Origin of the sequence: Vibrio sp. 1557 (assembly GCF_033340175.1) — a bacterium.
GTDB classification, from domain to species: Bacteria; Pseudomonadota; Gammaproteobacteria; order Enterobacterales; family Vibrionaceae; genus Vibrio; species Vibrio alginolyticus.
This window is the reverse complement of record NZ_JAWOVZ010000001.1, coordinates 364,072-385,422: the sequence shown is the minus strand read 5'-3', so window position 1 is coordinate 385,422 and position 21,351 is coordinate 364,072. Positions and strand designations below refer to the sequence as shown.

Annotated in this window: 17 protein-coding genes; 11 read left to right on the top strand and 6 right to left on the bottom strand. The window is 45.3% G+C overall.

Annotated features, from left to right (window positions below):
* Positions 1-29: 29 nt before the first annotated feature.
* Positions 30-443 carry a helix-turn-helix domain-containing protein gene (locus R7070_RS01840; RefSeq protein ID WP_005387686.1) on the top strand — a complete coding sequence of 138 codons (414 nt, stop codon included), beginning with the start codon at positions 30-32 and terminating at the stop codon, positions 441-443.
* On the opposite strand, the gene R7070_RS01835 is transcribed toward R7070_RS01840, so the two are convergent.
* A complete protein-coding gene (locus R7070_RS01835; RefSeq protein ID WP_081886419.1) occupies positions 424-1,038 on the bottom strand; it encodes a hypothetical protein in 615 nt (204 codons plus the stop codon). The two genes, R7070_RS01840 and R7070_RS01835, sit on opposite strands and share 20 nt — an antisense overlap.
* A gap of 470 nt (positions 1,039-1,508) precedes the next feature.
* On the opposite strand from R7070_RS01835, the gene clcA reads away from it, so the two are divergent.
* Together clcA and R7070_RS01825 are read left to right on the top strand one after the other, a co-directional pair.
* Entirely contained in the window at positions 1,509-2,912 is a 1,404-nt protein-coding gene (gene clcA, locus R7070_RS01830; RefSeq protein ID WP_005373473.1) for a H(+)/Cl(-) exchange transporter ClcA, read from the top strand.
* Between the two features lie 261 nt (positions 2,913-3,173).
* A complete protein-coding gene (locus R7070_RS01825; RefSeq protein ID WP_017819907.1) occupies positions 3,174-4,121 on the top strand; it encodes a TDT family transporter in 948 nt (315 codons plus the stop codon).
* Between the two features lie 45 nt (positions 4,122-4,166).
* On the opposite strand, the gene folE is transcribed toward R7070_RS01825, so the two are convergent.
* Positions 4,167-4,820 (bottom strand): GTP cyclohydrolase I FolE, encoded by a 654-nt coding sequence (gene folE / locus R7070_RS01820; protein WP_005373478.1) that lies wholly within the window; start codon positions 4,818-4,820, stop codon positions 4,167-4,169.
* Positions 4,821-5,107: 287 nt separating this feature from the next.
* On the opposite strand from folE, the gene moeA reads away from it, so the two are divergent.
* The 5 genes from moeA to R7070_RS01795 all read left to right on the top strand — a co-directional run bounded on the left by moeA (position 5,108) and on the right by R7070_RS01795 (position 10,862).
* Entirely contained in the window at positions 5,108-6,343 is a 1,236-nt protein-coding gene (moeA, locus tag R7070_RS01815; RefSeq protein ID WP_005373480.1) for a molybdopterin molybdotransferase MoeA, read from the top strand.
* Positions 6,344-6,352: 9 nt separating this feature from the next.
* Positions 6,353-7,102: a molybdopterin-synthase adenylyltransferase MoeB gene (moeB, locus tag R7070_RS01810; protein ID WP_042522662.1), complete on the top strand. Its 750-nt coding sequence runs from the start codon at positions 6,353-6,355 to the stop codon at positions 7,100-7,102.
* Between the two features lie 176 nt (positions 7,103-7,278).
* Positions 7,279-9,384 (top strand): LruC domain-containing protein, encoded by a 2,106-nt coding sequence (locus R7070_RS01805; RefSeq protein WP_225491551.1) that lies wholly within the window; start codon positions 7,279-7,281, stop codon positions 9,382-9,384.
* A 12-nt stretch (positions 9,385-9,396) separates the two neighbouring features.
* Positions 9,397-9,891: a hypothetical protein gene (locus R7070_RS01800; RefSeq protein WP_256900105.1), complete on the top strand. Its 495-nt coding sequence runs from the start codon at positions 9,397-9,399 to the stop codon at positions 9,889-9,891.
* Between the two features lie 140 nt (positions 9,892-10,031).
* Positions 10,032-10,862 carry a sulfurtransferase gene (locus tag R7070_RS01795; protein WP_206953445.1) on the top strand — a complete coding sequence of 277 codons (831 nt, stop codon included), beginning with the start codon at positions 10,032-10,034 and terminating at the stop codon, positions 10,860-10,862.
* Positions 10,863-11,027: 165 nt separating this feature from the next.
* Here R7070_RS01795 and R7070_RS01790 read toward each other — a convergent pair whose 3' ends face one another.
* Positions 11,028-12,029, bottom strand: coding sequence for a sugar-binding transcriptional regulator (locus R7070_RS01790; RefSeq protein WP_005387670.1), 1,002 nt, complete (start codon positions 12,027-12,029; stop codon positions 11,028-11,030).
* Positions 12,030-12,495: 466 nt separating this feature from the next.
* On the opposite strand from R7070_RS01790, the gene tal reads away from it, so the two are divergent.
* Positions 12,496-13,446 (top strand): transaldolase, encoded by a 951-nt coding sequence (gene tal, locus R7070_RS01785; RefSeq protein ID WP_256900106.1) that lies wholly within the window; start codon positions 12,496-12,498, stop codon positions 13,444-13,446.
* Between the two features lie 125 nt (positions 13,447-13,571).
* Entirely contained in the window at positions 13,572-15,563 is a 1,992-nt protein-coding gene (gene tkt / locus R7070_RS01780) for a transketolase (protein ID WP_318141077.1), read from the top strand.
* Positions 15,564-15,704: 141 nt separating this feature from the next.
* Here the strand turns inward: tkt and R7070_RS01775 are convergent, their stop codons facing one another.
* The 3 genes from R7070_RS01775 to aroG form a co-directional block, all read right to left on the bottom strand.
* The gene (locus tag R7070_RS01775) at positions 15,705-17,267 is read right to left on the bottom strand and encodes a methyl-accepting chemotaxis protein (protein WP_017819900.1); all 1,563 of its coding nucleotides are present in this window, start codon (positions 17,265-17,267) and stop codon (positions 15,705-15,707) included.
* A gap of 209 nt (positions 17,268-17,476) precedes the next feature.
* On the bottom strand, positions 17,477-18,649 hold the full coding sequence (locus tag R7070_RS01770; protein WP_025767923.1) for an MFS transporter: 1,173 nt from the start codon (positions 18,647-18,649) through the stop codon (positions 17,477-17,479).
* A gap of 153 nt (positions 18,650-18,802) precedes the next feature.
* Complete coding sequence (gene aroG, locus R7070_RS01765; RefSeq protein ID WP_256900108.1) at positions 18,803-19,855, bottom strand: 3-deoxy-7-phosphoheptulonate synthase AroG; 1,053 nt, start codon at positions 19,853-19,855, stop codon at positions 18,803-18,805.
* Between the two features lie 459 nt (positions 19,856-20,314).
* Here aroG and R7070_RS01760 point away from each other — a divergent pair, with 459 nt between their 5' ends.
* Positions 20,315-21,307, top strand: coding sequence for an OmpA family protein (locus tag R7070_RS01760; protein ID WP_017819897.1), 993 nt, complete (start codon positions 20,315-20,317; stop codon positions 21,305-21,307).
* The last annotated feature ends 44 nt before the right edge of the window (positions 21,308-21,351 follow it).

The following is a 21,351-nucleotide window of genomic DNA, read 5'->3' as shown; positions in this document are numbered from 1 at the left end:
CTTTCGCAATTCGAACTGGAGTACGAAATATGTCTTTTGCCCAACGCCTAGCCACCCTGATCGGAGAAGAAAGCATCAGCGGGTTCGCTCGACGCGTCGATGTGTCTGAAGCTTTAATACGCAAATACCTTAAAGGCAGTGAACCTAGCCTAACTAAAGCAAATCAAATTGCAATGCGCGCCAATTGCTCTCTTGAATGGTTAGCAACGGGATGTGGTTATTTATATCGCCGTGCTGAAGTCGTGGATATGGATGCGTACAAACTTGCCTTTCAACACGTTATGAATCAGCCGTTGTCAGACGATGCAGAAGAGCTACACCGCAAGCTAATCGCTGGCTATCAATACCTGCGCGCTCACAAAAAATCGGATGGTTTTTTGGACGAATCTGCAATGGCGACCTTCCTATCTCTCCATAAAGAATCTAAAAACGAGTCACTTTGACCTCGATAATTTCGCCATCACTGCGCAAGTGCACATTTAAGGACGGTGATGGCGTCAGAAACTCGTCCGGTTTTACCCAAAGCAAACTTCGAATCGCTTCTTGCGGATAGCGGTTCATCAACAAAATAACTTCTTTATCGACAAGTTCGGAAGATTTCTTTTCCAGCGCTTCAACGACATCATAGTGTTCTTGTCCGATAGTAACTCTGCGTAAAACTAACCCATCCTTTCTTAAGTTGAGAAGTAAGTCATTCAGACGCTGCCACTCGTATTCAGTGAGAAACGAGAACTGAGCACTTTCTCTTCTCAAAATCACTTCACCATACAAGTGCTGCCGGTAGTACGAAAAATCATCCAAACAAAATGCGCTGATAAACGTTGAATTGTCTAGCAGCTGCACTTCGCAACTATACCAGCTCCCACTTTTTTCTATACGTTCTTTTAGATTGGAATATGGCATAGCTGACAACGTGTCTTGCCACCAGCTCGGCGTTGAAAGTGCCGGAAACGTTACCGAACAAAAACATAAAGAAAGTAAGAGTCGAAGATAAAAACGCATGCACTGCTCTAGTTGGTTGACATCGAACCAAGACATTACTAACTGCAAGAAAATGTTCAAGAGAAAAATAGTGGCAGGTGGCGATGAAAGTTATGATGATGAAAGTTATAACGCAGAAATTAAGAAGGCGCACATGTGCGTGCGCCTCTACCTCGTTACTCAATCGTGAGTGTGCGAATCGGCGATGTCTATTGATGCATCCCGAACATAAAACGAGGACTTACCGTAGGGTTTGAATCCATCCAAATTGTGTGTAAAACCTCACATCCCTCCTTCTGAAGCAGTCATGTTGCTTTACATTTAAAGCATGGTTCATTTTTTTCAAAAAACAAGTTTTTTATCCTAAATTATGAGAGCAATAGCACAATCTGAGTGAATGAATAATATCGTGACACTTCGAACACTCAATAGTGAAAAGCTAAATTGCATCTTTATTGATTAGGTCTAGACTCTGCGAAGCGTATACTTTCTTTCGTACCTTCCCCCAGCAACAGGAGAGCTTGTTAATGACCAAACGCGAGAGAATTGTGAAATCTGTGTTAGCGCACGTACCGAAAGATGCGATTAACCAGTTTGTCTCTCGAGGGTCAACACCATTTTCTGTTCTCATTATGGCCGCCATTGTGGGTACGTTGGCTGGTTTTGTCGGTACGTATTTCGAGCTTGCCGTTCATTTCGTTTCTGAAACACGAACAGAATGGTTAAGAAGCGAAATTGGTAATGTTCTACCATTGTGGCTGGCAGCGGTTCTCATTAGCGCACTTTTAGCTTTTATTGGCTATTTTCTTGTGCACCGCTTTGCGCCAGAAGCGGCAGGTTCTGGTATTCCTGAAATCGAAGGGGCAATGGATAATATTCGTCCAGTGCGCTGGTGGCGAGTTCTACCAGTAAAATTCTTCGGCGGCATGGGCGCACTTGGCTCAGGTATGGTGCTGGGTCGTGAAGGCCCAACCGTTCAAATGGGGGGCGCTGTTGGTCGAATGGTGACCGATATATTCCGGGTAAAGGATGACGATACCCGCCACTCCCTGCTCGCTTCTGGTGCTGCTGGCGGTTTGGCTGCGGCTTTTAATGCCCCACTCGCAGGCATTATGTTCGTTGTGGAGGAAATGCGACCTCAGTTTCGCTACTCTTTGATCTCAATTCGCGCAGTGATCATTTCTGCCATTATGGCGAACATAGTGTTTCGCGCCATCAACGGGCAAGACGCCGTTATCACTATGCCGCAATACCAGTCGCCAGAGCTTCAAACCCTATGGCTGTTTTTATTGCTTGGCGCATTGTTTGGCGTGTTTGGCGTGATCTTCAATAAACTGATTACCGTGGCACAAGACAGTTTTGTCGCAATTCACAAAAACGATCGTAAGCGCTACTTGATTGTGGGTTCGCTACTGGGAGGCGTGTTTGGTTTGCTTCTTTTGTACGTACCCCAACTAACTGGTGGTGGTATCGGCCTTATTCCTGACATTACTAACGGTAACTACTCGGTATCTATTTTAGTTTTGCTTTTCTTTGGTCGTGTAATTACAACCCTGCTCTGTTTTGGTTCTGGTGCGCCGGGAGGCATCTTTGCACCTATGCTTGCTCTGGGAACCTTATTTGGTTATGCGTTCGGAGCAAGTGCTGATGTCTTGCTCCCTGCGCTTGATATCGAGCCTGGTGTATTTGCGATTGCGGGCATGGGTGCCCTGTTTGCAGCAACGGTACGTGCACCGATTACAGGTATTCTGTTAGTGATTGAAATGACGAATAACTACTACTTAATCCTGCCATTGATCATTACTTGTTTGGGCGCTGTGATTATTGCTCAATTGTTGGGTGGACAACCTATTTACAGCCAGCTGCTGCATCGCACAATCAAAAACGAAAAGTTACGCCAACAGGATCTACCGGAGAATCAATCAACATAACATTCTCTTTGTTATCACTTCGCTCCAGACTATCGAAGGGTTTGGAGCGATAAACTCTGCATTTTTACATCTTTTCCCAAATATTCGATACCAAACTCACAAAATTATCATTCTCTGATATTTGCTCACCACCTTTCATGAGAAACCCCTCTCCATACTTGTTAGTATTCGCTACTTAAATAGAGCATTTCATCCAAATCGTCATGTTTCGTTTCATTCAGGCAAAAATCAAATGGAGTAGATTTGAACTGGAGAAGACTTGTGCAGTTTTATAGTGTCCCGCCGTCTCAAGCCGCGTTGGCACTAGGTATGATAGGTTTAGGGCAAGCTTGGGCACTCTATGTTCCTGAGATTGGTGAACCGATACGCCCATTTTTGGCGTCACTCGGCGCACTTTTACTCGCCCCTGTACTCATAAAATATGCCGCTAATCCACGATTATTCATGGTCGACATTCGTCACCCGCTGAGTGGTAGTTTAATGGCACCAATGAGTATGGCGTTACTGATCCTTGCAGATTATCTTGCCGCTGTAGCGCCTATCATCGCTTATCCACTTTGGTTTATGGCGCTTTTGCTGCATTTTACTATGATGGTGCTGTTTTTTAGCTTTCAGCTAATGAACTTCAAAATGTCCAATATCGTACCGAGTTGGTTTCTTTATCCGGTGGGGCTGATCAGTAGTTCACTAGCCGGTTCTCAACTAGGTCACAACTTATTCTCCGAAACGTTAGCGATGATGTGCATCGGCATTTATTTCTTCATGCTGCCACTCGTGTTGTATCGTTTGGTGTTTTTCGGCTCTCTACCAAGGCGAGCAAGACCGACCCTCGCGATTATGGCCGCGCCGGTAAACTTGTCATTAGCAGCATACTTGGTGAACTTTCCCTTACCTGATCCGATACTGACAGGCGCATTGGCCGGGATCGCCATCACTATGACGTTATTGATCTACTTATGTTACTTCCGCTTACTTCGCTTGAAGTTTCAACCTTCTATCGCGGCAGTAACCTTTCCTTCCGTGATCAGCGCCATCGCAATGCATCGCTTAACCTCTTTTTTTGCCGAATCGCACCCTCACTGGCACTGGCTACACGACTTTGGTTTTCTAGAGCTCAGTATCGCGACTGTATTGGTTGTTTGGGTATCGGCAGGTTACGTCAAAATGTATTGGCCAGAAATCATGAAGTCATTTTCTAAACAAGTATAAAAAAAGGATGGCGTTTGCCATCCTCTTAGAAACTTGCTTAGTTACCTAGCGTAAACCGTGCAGAAATTCGGCACGCGTTGCTGGGTTGCTCTTGAAGATGCCACCCAATGCAGTTGTTGTCGTTTCGCTAGTTGCATCCATCACACCGCGAGATTTCACGCAGTAGTGTGTTGCGTCAATCGTCACTGCCACATCATCGGACTCAAGCAGCGTTTGAAGTGCAACAAGAATCTGCTGAGTCATACGCTCTTGTACTTGTGGACGCTGAGCAAAGAAGCGAACGATACGGTTGATCTTTGACAGGCCAATGATCTTTCCACGTGGAATGTAAGCCACAGCGGCCTTGCCATCAATGGTCACAAGGTGGTGTTCACAAGTACTGGTTACGGTGATGTCCTTCACGCGAACCATCTCGCTCACGTTCATCTTGTTCTCAATCACTGTGATTTTAGGAAAGTTGGAGTAATCCAGACCAGAGAAGATTTCGTCAACGTACATCTTAGCAATGCGGTGAGGGGTTTCTTCTAGGCTATCGTCAGTGAGGTCAAGTTGAAGCAGACCTAAGATCTCACGCATGTGGTGTTCGATCTTCTCTTTCTTCTCTTCACGACTTACGTTGTTTGGACGCATTGGCGTTTCCAAACCGCGTTGCTCTAGCGCTTCTTTTACTAACTTCGCTGACTCGCTAAGACCTGACATTCCACTTCCTCTTTTGTTTTACTTCAGCCTTCGTACAAACCCAATCAAAATTGCATTCATACTTTTCGCTTTGAGTTGCTCAGTTCGTGTCTTTACACCAAGTCACATCAGATGAAGGTACTGAGCTGATTTTATTGAGCTCCGCAGGTTTTTTACCCCTTTTGGATGGCTGACAAGGATACTCGGATTTTTGAATAATTACACCCATATTTTATAGGTGGACATTCTTACTCAGTCCCCTTTTATGGTAAAGTTGCCACAAAACAAAAGAACACAGGATTTTCTCAATGGGCTGCTGCGACGCACCTGGCTTGATGCCAATTGAAGAAGCGATGGACAAAATGCTATCGCGAATCAAACCTATCCAAACAACGCTTTCTCTTCCACTTGCTGAAGCACTCGGTTTTGTACTGGCAGAAGATATCTTGTCTCCTATCCACGTACCGCCATTCGATAACTCAGCAATGGATGGCTACGCTATTCGCATTCAAGATCTTGAGTCATCGTCTGTATTGCCTCTGGCAGGTAAATCATTTGCAGGACAACCTTTTGAAGGTGAATGGCCTCAAGGTACCTGTGTTCGCATCATGACTGGCGCAAAAATCCCACAGGGTTGTGATACCGTTATCATGCAAGAAAACACAGAAGTGACGGATGCTGGCATTCAGTTCAATCAAACTGACGTGAAGCCGCAAAACAACATCCGCCCAACAGGTGACGACATCAAGCAAGGCGACATCGTATTGGCAAAAGGTGCACGTTTGACACCTCGCGATATTCCGATGATTGCGTCGCTTGGTGTTAGCCATGTGACAGTAGTACGTAAGCCAAAAGTTGCTTTCTTCTCTACTGGTGATGAACTTAAACCACTGAGCGAACCGCTAGACGAAGGTCAGATCTACGACAGCAACCGTTACGGTATTAAACCGCTTATCGAGAACTTCGGTTGTGAAGCCGTTGATCTCGGAATCATTCCAGATTGCCCAGAGACTCTAAAAGCAACCTTTGAACAAGCGCAGACATTGGCAGATGTGGTTGTGACCTCAGGCGGTGTCAGTGTAGGCGAAGCGGATTACACCAAAGACATCCTTGAGGAACTTGGTGAAATCGGTTTCTGGAAGCTAGCAATCAAGCCGGGTAAACCTTTCGCATTTGGTAAGCTAAGTACAGCTTGGTTCTGTGGTCTGCCAGGTAACCCGGTTTCTGCAGTCCTTACTATGTACGTGCTTGTTCAACCAATGCTGGCAAAACTTGCAGGCCACACCGAATGGAAAGCCCCCGAGTCTATTCCGGCAACAACCAAAACCGCCTTTAAGAAAGCGCCAGGCCGTACCGATTACCAACGTGGTATCTATACATTGGAAGATGGCAAGTTTGTCGTTGAAACAACCGGTAACCAAAGCTCTGGTGCATTCCGCTCAATGAGCCTAGCGAACTGTTTTGTTGTATTGGAACGTGAACGCGGCCGAGTTGAAGTGGGCGAAACGGTTCAGATTCAACTATTCAACTCAACCCTTTACTAGGAAGACGTTGTGGATATTCTTTCCGATCAGGAAATGCTGCGTTACAACCGCCAAATCATTCTTCGTCAGTTTGACTTTGAAGGACAAGAAGCACTCAAACAAGCATCAGTATTGATGCTTGGTGCTGGCGGTTTAGGCTGTGCATCAAGCCAATATTTGGCCACTGCTGGTGTCGGTAAAGTTACGCTGATTGATGATGATATCGTCGAGTTGTCTAATCTTCAGCGCCAAGTTCTGCACCACGATGCGGATATTGGTCGTAAGAAGGTCGAATCGGCTGCTGATGCACTACGCGAACTTAACCCGTACATTATCGTAGATACCATCGAAAAACGTCTTGATGATACAGAGCTAAAAAGCTTGATCGAAAAGCACACAATTGTTGTCGATGCATCAGATAACGTCGATACGCGTAATCAACTTAACCGCCTATGTTTTGCAACCAAAACACCGCTAATTTCAGGCGCGGCTATTCGTATGGAAGGCCAAGTGAGCGTGTTTACTTATGATGACCCAGCGCAACCATGTTACCAGTGCTTAAGTGCCCTCTTCGGCAGCGGTGCGTTAAGTTGTGTCGAAGCCGGAGTCATGGCTCCTGTTGTGGGTATTGTTGGCGCAGTACAAGCGATGGAGACGATTAAAGTGATTGCTGATTACGGCCAACCAAAGAAAGGCAAAATTCTGATTTTGGACGCGCTCAGCATGTCTTGGCGAGAAATGAATCTGATGAAAATGCCAACCTGTCCGGTTTGTAGTTAGTTCTAAACCTCTAATCATTCCCAAAAAGCCCAACTCGATGTTGGGCTTTTTTCTCATTTTGACAATCAGATTTAAAACCCTTCTTCTTACAAATTTTAACTTCATAAAATTCAACAATTTAAAAGTTGGCACATTCCTTTCATTGCATATATCACGAACCAATGAGAGGGCGAATTATGAAAAGGACATCACTACTACTTGGGTCTCTAATAGTGAGCGCTTATGCACAAGCGGCGCCATTTGATACGTGCCCAAGCCAAGCATACCTATTCCAATCAACCCCGGTTCAAATCTATGGCGTCAATTTGGTTACAGGCTCTACGACTCTTTTAGAGGACGACACAGGTTTGGCTTCGGGCATCAACGGTGTAGGCTTTAACTTCACTGACCGTTATATCTACGGCTACGACACCACAAACAAAAAGATTGTTCGTCTTGGTAAAGACTTCCAAGCAGAGACGCTTGATGTTTCGGGCCTTCCTACCGACCACACGTTTTACGTAGGTGACGTTTACAACCACGTCTACTACTTGTACCGCAAAGGCAAAGGACTTTTCTCCATTGACCTTTCTCCGCTCGATTCTGATCCAAATGCGACATTGAGCATCGTGAAAATTAGCTCAACAGCGACAGTGAACCTAACCGACTTTGCATTCCATCCAGGTGATGGCTCCCTTTACGGCATCGACAACAACTCTGGTGTGCTATATCAGTTCAACCCATCAAACGGTAGCGCAACTGCGATAGGTGACACAGGTGAGAAAGGCACATTTGGTGCTGGCTACTTCGATGTAAACGGCAACTACTACGTGTCACGTAACCAAGATGGCAAAATCTATCGCGTTGACCTTTCGGAAGGTAACGCAGCCAATATCGCAGCAGGTATCGTTCCTGCGGTTGAGTTTGTATCCAACGGTCCAAGCTCAAGCCAAAATGACGGTGCACGTTGTGCAAATGCTCCGGTGATTAACGAAGACGAGCCAATTGATTTCGGTGATGCTCCAGACAGCTACCACACAACACTTGCGTCAAACGGTCCTCGTCACGAAGTGGACGGTGTAACTTGGCTTGGTTCCGTCGCTCCAGATGGTGATGCCGACGGACAGGCAAACGATAACTCTGTGGGCACAGCCGATGAAGATGGTGTTGGTTTTGTATCCGCACTTGATCCAGGCTTAAGCTCAATTGTGAATGTGACAGCTTCTACTTCTGGCTACCTATCAGCATGGTTTGACTGGAACCGCGATGGTGACTTTGATGATGAAGGTGAGCAAGTCTTTACCGACCAATTACTGTCTGCGGGTAATAATCCCCTACCGTTTGTAGTTTCAACCGCTGCAACGGAAGGTTCAAGCTGGAGTCGATTCCGCTTTAGCCAACAAACCGGATTAAACTACGATGGTGGTTCGACGTCTGGTGAGGTGGAAGATTACCCAATTACCATCACTGGTAATGGTTACTCAGTGGAGTATTTCCCGAGTGCAGAAGATTACGCCACCGTGGCTTACGAAGATAACTGGCCATACACCGCAGACTACGACATGAACGATGTGGTCGTGAAATTCCGCATCACTGAAACCAGTCTTGCTGGTCATGTTGAGAATATCCAGATTACAGGTGACCTAGCGGCCTACGGCGCAAGTTACAAAAATGGCTTCGCAATCCGACTACCGGGTGTATTGAGAAGCTCGATTGAAAACGGATTAACAACGCTATCCTTCAATGGTGTAGAACAAGCATCTAATGGTTTGGAAAGTATTTCTGATGAAGCAATTTTCATCATCAGTGAAGACTTAAGCACACACGCGGCGAGCAGCTGTAGCTACTTCCGTACCGAGTCTGGCTGTGATGATAACGTTTCACTCACCTTTACCTTGAATGTGTACTTCACCGAAGGCTCTGACCGTTCAGCCATTCAAGCCATGCCATACGACCCGTTCATCTTCGCAACGCCGGGGACTTACCATGGCGACGGGATTACCTTCCAACCAGGTCGTAAATGGGAAGTTCACTTAGCAGACCAAGCACCAACAGAACAGTTTGATGACCAAAACCTCTTCGGTGTCGGCGTCGATGCAAGTGACCCTGCACAAGGAGTGTACTTCAAAACAGCAAACAACTTACCTTGGGCACTGCTGATAGTAGAAGATTGGGATTGGCCGCTAGAGCGTGTAGACATGGTCGATGCATACCCTCAATTCCAAACTTGGGCTGAGTCTGGTGGCGAACTAAGCACAGATTGGCACACCTCTCCAACACCTAACAAATGCTACATTCCATAGGGAGATAACATTATGAAAGCACTTATCACAATCATCATGGGATTAGCACTAATGGCTTGTGGCGGAGGCGGCGGTGGTGGTAACAGTACACCACCTCCACCAACCCAAACCACGGTGCCAGAGGAAGATACTACCCAGCAGGAAGAAACTACTGAAGAAGAGACAACGGTAACAGTGGAAGATGCAACCATGCATGATCTAGTAGTACCAGATGGCTTTAGCTACAACCCAGTGACGGAAGGTACGCTCAATGTAGACATCAGTGGTTTCTCTTCACAACGAGCACACCTAAGCGTGTACAAAGATTTTGTCGAGAACAGTTCAGGTAACTACGATGCAAAATACCCAAGCAAAGTCGCATCGGTTCCACTCAACAATGGTACAGCAAATGTCGACTTTAATGTTTCTGATAGCCAAGGTAGCCTACTTGTTGAAATTTGGTTCTATGACGGTAGTGACCCAATTCAGAAAGTGATTACTTCTGGAGACAACACTTGGACCATGTAACTAGATAGATTGAAGGCATCGCGAAAGCGCCCCTTCATCATAAATCTTCAATCTCAAGCTTAAAAATCGCATCGTTCTTTTGAACATGCGATTTTTTTGTTGTAAAACAGTAAGATTATCCACCTAACAAACTAAAGACAATGCAAGCACTGATTAGTACTGATGAACTCAATAGCCTTCTCGGCCAACCTAACGTCAAGCTCCTCGACGCTAGTATTGCGTTTCAAATCCCTTCTGAAGGCAAAAAGATTCAAGATAAGTGGATTCCAAATACTTTACGCTTTGATTACGACAATGACTTTTGCTTACCCGGCTCCTCCCTACCGCATATGATGCCAACAGAAGAAGGCTTCAACCAAAGTGCGCAACAACTCGGTTTGAACAACGAAGACTTGATTGTGGTTTATGACAACTCAGGCACTTTAGCGGCACCAAGAGCTTGGTGGATGTTCAAAGCCATGGGGCATGACAATGTTCGAGTCTTAAATGGCGGTCTTCCAGCTTGGATTGAAGCAGGACTCCCTGCCGAAAGTGCCCTATCGCAACCAAGCGAAGAAGGCAACTTTACGGGTAAGCTCAACCAAAATGCCTTTTTGAGTGCACAAGATGTTCTTGCTCATTCAACCAATAAAAGTGCCAATATCATCGATGCCAGAGCCAAAGCTCGCTTCCTTGGTGAAGTGCCTGAGCCACGAGAAGGTCTACGTAGTGGGCACATTCCAAATTCGGTTTGCTTACCGTTTCAAGAACTCTTGACCAACGGTCACATTAAACCAAATTCAGAGTTGCAACAGATATTTAGCGCACTAACGATAGATAGTGACAATTCGATTATTTTTAGTTGCGGTTCCGGTGTAACCGCATGCATTTTATTACTCGCGGCGTATCAAATTGGTCTGGACAACCTGTCGGTGTACGACGGTTCTTGGACCGAATGGGGTGCAGACCACTCTCTACCTATCGAGTGTTAAGACAAGTGTCTGTTTAACAAAGTATCTTACGTTTATCTAAAGATGATGTGTTCCAATAAACTAAACGCAGCTTCTAAACCAAACTTGTCATTTCGAAATAGAAACTGGCTATGAGTGATTTGTCCCTCCTCATAGCCTGACTACATCAAAAGCCGACTATTTCCGTTAGCGTTCAGATGTCGCGTTACCGTGCATTTGCTCATCTAAGTTGAGCACGGTTAATGCGTTGCTAACGCTCGTGGCGATCACGTCTATCGCTCCAGTTCTTAATGCTCCGAGTAGAGCGAGTGGCTTGCTGTTCTCAGCTGCGATCGCAATAACTTCCGAGATCGGCCGAAACTCTTCAATACCAAGTCCAATTACTCGGTCACTCATTACCGTGTTCGCTACATTACCGTGAATATCAAAGAAGTCATAACCTGCAAAATCCCCTACCACACCTTGTTGAAGTCTCGACTGAACCACTTCATCAGGCGTAAACCAACCTAAGTCGACCATGTAACTGTTTTCGCTCATGTCACCAATACCAACCAAAGCGACATCGGCTTTACGCGCTAGGTCGAGCGTTTGTTTCACGGTTGCATTTTGCATGAAGGCCAACTTCTGTTCTCTATTTTCTGCGTATGCCGGCGCATAAAGGGTTTCAGAGGTTCCCCCATACTTCTTCGCCAACTGACGACAAATATGGTCGGCGTTATACATACCGCCACGCGGGTGAATACCACCAATGCCACACACAAATTTACAGTCACGCGGCGTAATAACACCTATATGGTGAGCGACGGACGATACGTTGCGCCCTTGTCCGACCGTCACCACCATGCCGTTTTTGAGCGTGCTAGTGAGATAATTGGACACCAATCCCGATACCTGTAGTCGTTGCGCTTCTTCATTCGGTTGATCAAGAGCAACAAGCGCGCGCTTAACGCCGAATCGCTCGATCAAACGTTGTTCGATCTTGGCGCTGAACACCGGATGGTATTTAACGGTAATTTCAACAATGCCTTCATCACGCGCCTGCTTGAGCATTCGCCCGACCTTTGCGCGTGATATGGCAAATTTTCTCGATATCTCTTCCTGAGTCGCACCGTCTTGATAATACGCGACGGAAATCTCTGTCAACAAATCCGTGTTTTCAATGGAAATATCTTGATTAGAACTGCTCATGGTTTCTCTCGCCCTTTAAGAGGATCGATATTGTATGCAATAAGTGAACATATGCTCATTGACTTAGCATATGTTCTTTATCAATTTAAACGCTACATTTGCTCATCGCAATAACATTTTCTCACTACAATTTTTTACCCTCTTGGACAACGCTCAAGCTTTGAACAATAAGGGCAAACGTTTATTTGGGTTAACCACTAAACACACAGTAAAAAAACGTTGATGAAGTTCACTATAAGTCCATTTCAGCGATTGACTTTCAGCATAGATAGGATAAATATGGACACATCATTTACTCAGCTATCGATCAAATGTTCATAGCATTTGTTCGGTAACGAAATTTTCCGTAGTTGGCTGAGCAGATGTCTCATTAAATGCGATGAGACGGTTAGCTAACTCGCTTGCAAATGCACAAGCTGTGATAACAAAAATCACGCTTAAGCCCATTTAAATAGGATGATCGATTATGAGCAACAAGTTAGAGCAACTTCGTAAACTAACGACTGTAGTAGCAGACACTGGCGAGATTGATGCAATTAAAAAGTATCAGCCAGAAGACGCAACAACTAACCCTTCTCTTATCCTTAAAGCCGCTCAAATCGCAGAGTACGCACCTCTAATCGATGCTTCAATCGAATACGCTAAAGCACAGAGCAACGACAAAGCTCAACAAGTTCAAGATACTTGTGACATGCTTGCAGTAAACATCGGTAAAGAAATCCTAAAAACTATCCCAGGTCGTATCTCTACAGAAGTAGACGCTCGTCTATCTTACGATATGGAAGGCAGCGTAGCGAAAGCTCGTCAACTAGTGAAAATGTACAACGATGCTGGCATCACTAACGACCGTATCCTTATCAAACTGGCTTCAACTTGGGAAGGCATTCGCGCAGCTGAGATCCTAGAAAAAGAAGGCATCAACTGTAACCTAACGCTTCTATTCTCGTTCGCTCAAGCACGTGCTTGTGCAGAAGCGGGTGTATTCCTAATCTCGCCATTCGTTGGTCGTATCATGGACTGGTACAAAGCGAAAGAAGGCCGTGACTTCGAAGCTCAAGAAGATCCAGGCGTACTGTCTGTAACTAAGATCTACAACTACTACAAAGAATACGGCTACAAAACTGTAGTTATGGGCGCAAGCTTCCGTAACATCGGTGAGATCTTAGAACTAGCTGGTTGTGACCGTCTAACTATCGCTCCTGCTCTACTTGCAGAACTAGAAGCAGCTGAAGGTGAAGTAATTGAGAAACTAGTTGATTCTAAAGGCGCAGCTGAGCGTCCAGCACCAATGACTCACGCTGAGTTCCTATGGGAACATAACCAAGACCCAATGGCTGTTGAGAAGCTGGCTGAAGGTATCCGCAACTTCGCCGTTGACCAAGGCAAACTAGAAGCGATGATCGACGCTAAGCTTTAATTGCTTACCAAAAGCGAGTAGCCCGTCTACTCGCTTTTACCATCAGCGCTATTTTCAAAAAATTCTATTTGAACTTGTTTCGACGAGTTCCCTCTATTTAAATCAAATATCGAGAAGTAATCACTATGGATCGTAAACATCTAGCAAATGCAATCCGTGCGCTAAGCATGGATGGTGTTCAACAAGCTAACTCTGGTCACCCAGGTGCACCTATGGGTATGGCTGACATCGCTGAAGTTCTTTGGCGCTCTCATCTAAACCACAACCCATCAAACCCTGAGTGGGCAGACCGCGACCGTTTCGTACTGTCTAACGGCCACGGCTCAATGCTGATTTACTCTCTACTGCACCTTGCAGGTTACGAGTTGTCTATCGACGATCTGAAAAACTTCCGTCAGCTTCACTCTAAAACTCCTGGTCACCCAGAGTATGGTTACGCGCCAGGTATCGAGACCACAACGGGTCCGCTAGGTCAAGGCATCACTAACGCGGTTGGTATGGCTCTAGCTGAAAAAGCGCTAGCAGCGCAATTCAACAAAGAAGGCCACGACATCGTTGACCACTTCACTTACGTGTTCATGGGCGACGGCTGTCTGATGGAAGGTATTTCGCACGAGGCATGTTCTCTTGCAGGTACTCTTGGTCTAGGCAAGCTGATCGCATTCTGGGATGACAACGGCATCTCTATCGACGGTCACGTTGAAGGTTGGTTCTCTGACGACACACCTAAGCGTTTCGAAGCTTACGGTTGGCACGTAATCCCTGCAGTCGATGGTCACGATGCTGACGCAATCAACGCAGCAATTGAAGCGGCGAAAGCGGATCCACGTCCTACACTTATCTGTACTAAGACTATCATCGGTTTTGGTTCACCAAACAAATCTGGTTCACACGATTGTCACGGTGCGCCACTAGGTGCTGAAGAAATTGCAGCAACACGCAAAGAACTAGGTTGGGAGCACGGTCCTTTTGAAATTCCGCAAGAAGTCTACGCAGAATGGTCAGCGAAAGAAACAGGCGCAGCTAAGGAAGCAGCGTGGAACGAGAAATTTGCAGCTTATGAAGCAGCGTACCCTGAGCTGGCAGCTGAATTTAAACGCCGCGTAAACGGTGAGCTTCCTGCACAGTGGGAAGAGAAAGCAAGCCAAATCATTGCTGATCTTCAAGCTAACCCAGCAAACATTGCATCACGTAAAGCGTCTCAAAATGCTCTAGAAGCATTTGGTGCTCTACTACCAGAGTTCATGGGTGGCTCTGCTGACCTAGCACCTTCTAACCTAACCATGTGGTCTGGTTCTAAGTCTCTAGAAGCAAGCGACTTCTCTGGTAACTACATCCACTACGGCGTACGTGAATTCGGTATGACAGCGATCATGAACGGTATCGCGCTACACGGTGGTTTCGTTCCTTACGGCGCAACATTCCTAATGTTCATGGAGTACGCACGTAACGCAATGCGTATGGCTGCGCTGATGAAAATTCAGAACATCCAAGTGTACACGCATGACTCTATCGGTCTTGGCGAAGATGGTCCAACTCACCAACCAGTTGAGCAAATGGCATCGCTACGCCTAACACCAAACATGAGCACATGGCGTCCATGTGACCAAGTTGAGTCCGCTGTAGCTTGGAAACTAGCGATTGAACGTAAAGATGCACCGACAGCACTTATCTTCTCTCGTCAAAACCTTGCGCAACAAGAGCGCACAGCAGAACAAGTAGCAGACATCGCGAAAGGTGCTTACATTCTGAAAGATTGCGAAGGCAAGCCAGAGCTAATCCTTATCGCAACAGGTTCTGAAGTTGAACTAGCAGTAGAAGCAGCAGCACAGCTAACTGCTGAAGGTAAGAAAGTACGCGTTGTTTCAATGCCATCAACAGACGCATTCGACAAACAAGACGCCGCTTACCGTGAAGCTGTACTGCCATCAGACGTAACAGCACGTATCGCAATTGAAGCAGGTATTGCTGACTTCTGGTACAAGTACGTAGGCTTCGACGGTCGCATCATCGGTATGACTTCATTCGGTGAATCTGCACCAGCTGGCGAACTATTCAAAATGTTTGGTTTCACGACTGAAAACGTAGTGAACACAGTAAAAGAGCTACTCGCGTAATTGCAGTAAAAAGATAGTCAGTTTTCTCTATTGCGAATGTGAAAACTGAAAAGCCCCACCAGCAATGGCGGGGCTTTCTTTTATCTGGCTCCTATTCGCATAAACGCAGCCAGGACATAAACATCACAACTTTCGTTACGACTATTTGTCTTCAAATCGAAGTGCGAGCTGATAGAAATCTTGTACTTGGTCTTTCAACTGTCGGCTATTTTGCTCAACTGAATGTGTTGCTGCCAAGTTTTGTTCTGCGGTCGAAGCAATAGAATGAATGTGCTGGTTTACATCACTAGATAGCTTTAACTGGTTATTCGCCGCTTCTGCTACATCAACCATCAGCCCACTCATGGTTTGCATCATCTGTTCAACTTCAGACAAACGCAACGCGCTTTGTTCTGCTACTTGAGAACAGGCATCGGTTTGCTCTTTGTTTGCCAGAATATCTTTCTGCCAACTTTGAATCGTTGCCAACATAGTGGAGATAGAGGCTTGGATTTGTTCAGTTGCATTGGATGTTCGCCCAGAAAGCGCGCGGACCTCATCAGCTACAACAGCAAAACCACGACCTTGCTCCCCTGCTCTTGCCGCTTCAATCGCCGCGTTGAGTGCCAGTAAATTGGTTTGCTCTGCGATCCCACCAATCTCTTCCATCAAATGGTTCACCTTCTGCGCCTGATCACTCAGTTGATACGTCGTTTCCGTCGCTTTTTCAGCTTGAAGGCTTAACTTCGCTAGATTGGTGTGCGTTTGATCAATGGTCTCCTTCGCCATCAAGCATGACTTCAATGTATCATCAATCAACATATGGGCATCATTGGTACTCGAAGAAACCGAATTTGCCGACGACTCCACCTCTTGGGTAGCATCTCGCACACGATGAATATCGGTATTTTGCTGATTTAATGCAGCCGAGACTTCTGCCGTTGTTTGACTGAGCTCTTCGGCGCAATGCTGCAAAGGCAATGCGGAGTCAGTCATTCTTCCTAACACGGTTCGAATTCTTGCGGATAGCATTTTGATATGGAAATCGGCAATCGAAAATGCCGTGTTACCGGAATAGATCAAGCGACTTACGCTGTCATATTGCTTTTGTAACTTTTTAAGTTGCTGAGGTGTATCAATTAACTCTTGGCGGAATAACAGAGCTAGAACACTTGCAGGTAACGCACTTGCAAGCCAAGCCAACGGCCCTTCAACAGACAACGCATATGCGGTTGCAGGTGCGGTTAGTGCACCAAGTAGAATCGCATAGCGAATGGTTTCATTGATTTTCAACGACCAAGTTCGGCCAGACTTCTCTGCAGCACGCATGCTTTTGTAGGCTTTTGTCGCAATATCAACCCACTCTCGCTTTGGTTTCACGCGCACTGATTGATACCCAACAACATGGTTGTCTTCGTAGATAGGGGTGACATAAGCATCAACCCAATAGTAACCGCCAGACTTAGTGGCATTCTTAACCATTCCACGCCAGGCTTTACCTTGTTTAAGGCGTGCCCACATGTCACCGAAAGCGGCTTTAGGCATATCATTATGACGAACTATATTGTGGTTCTGACCGACAAGTTCTTCGTGAGTGTATTCAGCAACGCGGCAAAAGGCTTCATTACAATATGTAATAACACCTTGTAAGTTCGTTGTTGAGACGAGTTCCTCAGACTCCCTCACGAGAGTTTCTTGAGCTTTATGAGAAATATTGGCTGACATAGACGAAACTTCTTTAGTTTTTATTGATTTTCGGCAAGATATATACAGGATTTTTATTTTTATTACAAAAAGTTAGATAAAAAGTCATATCAAATCGACATTTTTATTGTGGGAATTCACATTATCGATAAAAAGATAAAGAAGAGATTGTTGATTTGAGCTAATAAACAAACCCGACACGATCGGCCGGGTTATATATTAAGCCTTAATTAAGCGGTTTGTGATTCTGGCTTTTTATTCGTTTTTAACGCAAACATCGCGATAACGAGTAACACAAATGGAAGAACATACAAATTAAGATTCTGCCAACCTACGGTAGACTCAAGCCAACCAGATAGTAATGCGGTGATGGTGACACAACTGAACACGAAGAATTCATTAAACGCTTGAGCCTTGCTTCTGTTTTTCGCTTCATAGCTTTGACTAAACAGCCCGGTTGCTGCGATAAACATAAAGTTCCACCCTATTCCTAACAGGATTAAAGCAAGGCTAAAATGCCAGATAGACACTCCATGTATGTTAATTCCAATACAAGCAACAAATAGCAATCCACCCGCTAAAATCATATTCTTAGCGCCAAACCGCTCTATCAGACGGCCCGTGACAAACGCAGGTGCAAACATACCCAACACGTGCCATTCGATCACTCCCGCCGCTTTATCAAAATCAAAGCCACAACCAATCATCGCTAAAGGAGTTGCTGTCATTAAAATGTTCATCACCGCGTACGCAACCATTGCCGCGATAACTGCCAGCATGAAATTAGGTCGACGAATAATCAGTCTCAGCTTATCCGCCTTAGCGTGTAGCGCCTGCGTGTGTGCAGGTGGAAAACGAATGGTTTGTAGCACAACCAACGCGGTTATATAAAGCACGACAAGCACAGCAAATGCACTAATGTATAAGCCATCACCTGACCACTGCTGCGAGTACACGGCCAGATTAGGCCCAAGGATCGCCGCTAACACCCCACCCGCCATAGATATCGAAATCGCCCTATGTCTTGCCGACTCTTCACACACTTCAATGGCAGCAAACCTGTATAGAGTACCGAAACCTATACCAACACCAAGCAAAAACGTAGACATGCAGAACAGATAGAAGTTTTGTTGACTTAATGCATACGTCGCTAGACTAGCACCCAAAATGCCAATGACATTACCAAGGCTAAAACCAAGGCGACGCCCTAACTTGCCCATAATTAGCGACGCGGGAATTGTCGCGGCCATCAGTCCCAAAAACTGCAGTGCAACTGGTAATGTGATAAAACTTGATGACGGCGCAAGTGTTTTGCCAATAAGGGCAATAACAGATATGAGTAAAATATTCCCTGTCATTAATAAGGCTTGGCAGAGGGATAGAAGCCATACATTACGATTCAATTCCAAATTCCTTTTGGTTACAACGTATACAGATAACATATAGGAAAGCAGAAGCAATAGAAAGATATGAGAGTAATTCTCAACAAAAAGAGCCAGAGGCATAGTACCTCTGGCTCTTCACTATTCGCTTTTAAAAAAGTTTTTCTGTTGAGCTTACTTGTTGCGGCGCGCTTTTACTGCATCAGAAAGCTGACGAAGTACCGTTTCCGTGTCTTCCCAGCCAATACATGCATCAGTGATCGACTGACCATAAGTGGCTGCTTTGCCATCCACTAAGTCTTGGCGACCTTCAACTAAATGAGACTCGATCATCACTCCAAAAATGGCTTCTTCGCCACCAGAGATTTGCTCGGATACATCATCAGACACCAGCATTTGACGCTTGAACTGCTTCGAGCTGTTAGCATGGCTAAAATCAATCATCACTTTTTTCGGCAGACCTGCGGTGTCCAGCTCATCTTTAATTTGAGCTACATGTGCTGCACTGTAGTTTGGTTCTTTACCGCCACGTAGAATAATATGGCAGTCTGGATTACCAGCGGTTTCTACGATCGCGGAATGACCGTATTTTGTTACTGAAAGGAAGTGATGGGAAGCGCTTGCAGAACGAATCGCGTCGCTCGCTATTTTAATATTCCCATCTGTACCGTTTTTGAAACCTACAGGACAAGAAAGACCAGAAGCAAGCTCGCGGTGAACCTGAGATTCTGTCGTACGAGCACCGATAGCTCCCCAACTGATCAAATCCGCCACGTACTGAGGTGTAATCATATCTAAGAATTCACTTGCCGTCGGCAAGCCGATATCGGTTAGATCAAGAAGAAGTTTACGTCCGATACGTAGACCATCATTTAGCTTATAGGTGTCATTTAAGTAAGGGTCATTGATAAGGCCTTTCCAACCAACGGTCGTACGCGGCTTTTCAAAATAAACTCGCATAACAACCTCAAGCTGCTCGCCCAGTTCATCACGTAATACTTTTAGCTTTTTACCGTACTCAACCGCGGCAGCCGTATCGTGAATAGAACACGGGCCAACGATCACGAGTAATCGATCGTCTTTTCCTTCAAGAATATTGTGAATGGCGTTACGGCAATCAAAAGTGGTCGAAGAAGCGGTTTCAGTCGCTGGGAACTTCTCTAATACTGCAACAGGTGGCAGTAACTCTTTTACTCTATTTATTCTTACATCATCAGTTTGAAACATTACTTCTACTTCCTGGTTTTATTTCCGACCCCATTTTTACCAACTGAACTCATTGCAACATTGTTCACAAAGCGAGCAGCATCAAGGGCTGTGGTCATTTTCTGTCTAGCGTTTAAGTAACTTATCGGCTTAGGCGTAGACTTGCAATCAGTTTTTGCAAATAAATGCAAATAAAAACCACCTGTTAACCACCGCGCACAATGTAAAGTAAAGTTTACGAAAAAAAGTTCAAAATAATCATCAATTTTCTTATGCACCAAAAAATCTTTACTACAATGTAAGAAATATCAGAAGTTTGTGAGGTATTTTTGGGTAGTAAATGTTGATCAAGTTCAAATATATTGTTGCTTGATATGAAATGATTAGAATATTAAACTAATTTCTTATAAACGCTGGTTTTTTCTAATTTTTTGATAAAACGAAGTAGAAGTTAATATGCAATCAATACAAGGAAACATTATGAACAAAGTAGCAATTGCAGTAGCAGCAGTGGTAGCTGGTAGTAGCGCGCTTTTAAACTCTGCTCAAGCTGAAATGTACATCGGGGGCAAAGTGGGCATGACTACACTTGACGACGCTTGCTATCTAAATAGCCCTTGTGATGATGAAGCGTTCGGTGCAGGACTACATATCGGTTATGACTTTACCGATATCATTGGGCTAGAGTACGGCGTAGACTTCTTAGGCGACTACAAAGCTAACTCGATGTCAGGGGCTAACACGGTTAATACGATTGACGGCAATCTAACGGCTTTAACACTTGCACCTAAATTCAACTGGCACTTAAACGACTCTTGGAATCTGTTTGCTAAGATCGGTGGTGCTTACATGATGTCTGATGACGAAACAGACTTTGTCCCAACAGGTTCTTTGGGGGCTGAATACTCGATCGATAGAAACTGGAGTGTTCGCGCTGAATACCAACGCTACCAAGACATGTCTGACGACGTGTGGGACGACATGGATGCTAACTTCTTTGGTATCGGTGTTAACTACAAATTCGCAGCAGCTCCAGTTGTTGCAGCAGTTGTAACGGAAGAAGTGATCGAGCCAGATCCAGAACCAGTGATGATGAGCAAGGTGCACAAAGAAGAGTACGGTACAGGTACGTTTGAATTCGATAGTGCTAAGTTAACAGAGTCCGTTTCTGAACGTCTGGACAACTTTGTTTCATTCTTGAACGAATATCCTCAAGCTCAAGTAGAGATTACTGGTTACACAGATAGCTCAGGCCCTGCGGCATACAACCAAAAACTGTCTGAGCGTCGTGCTCAATCTGTTGCTGATTACCTAACCGCAGCTGGCATTGGTTCAGATCGTTTGACAGTTAAAGGTATGGGTGAAGAAAACCCAGTTGCTGACAACAGCACTCGCGAAGGTCGTGAGAAAAACCGTCGCGTAGAAGTTGTGGTACCTTCATTTGAATACCAAGAGCTAGTTCAACCAGAATAAGCATCTATGATTCATGATCGATGATGTGGTAAAAATTAATGGGG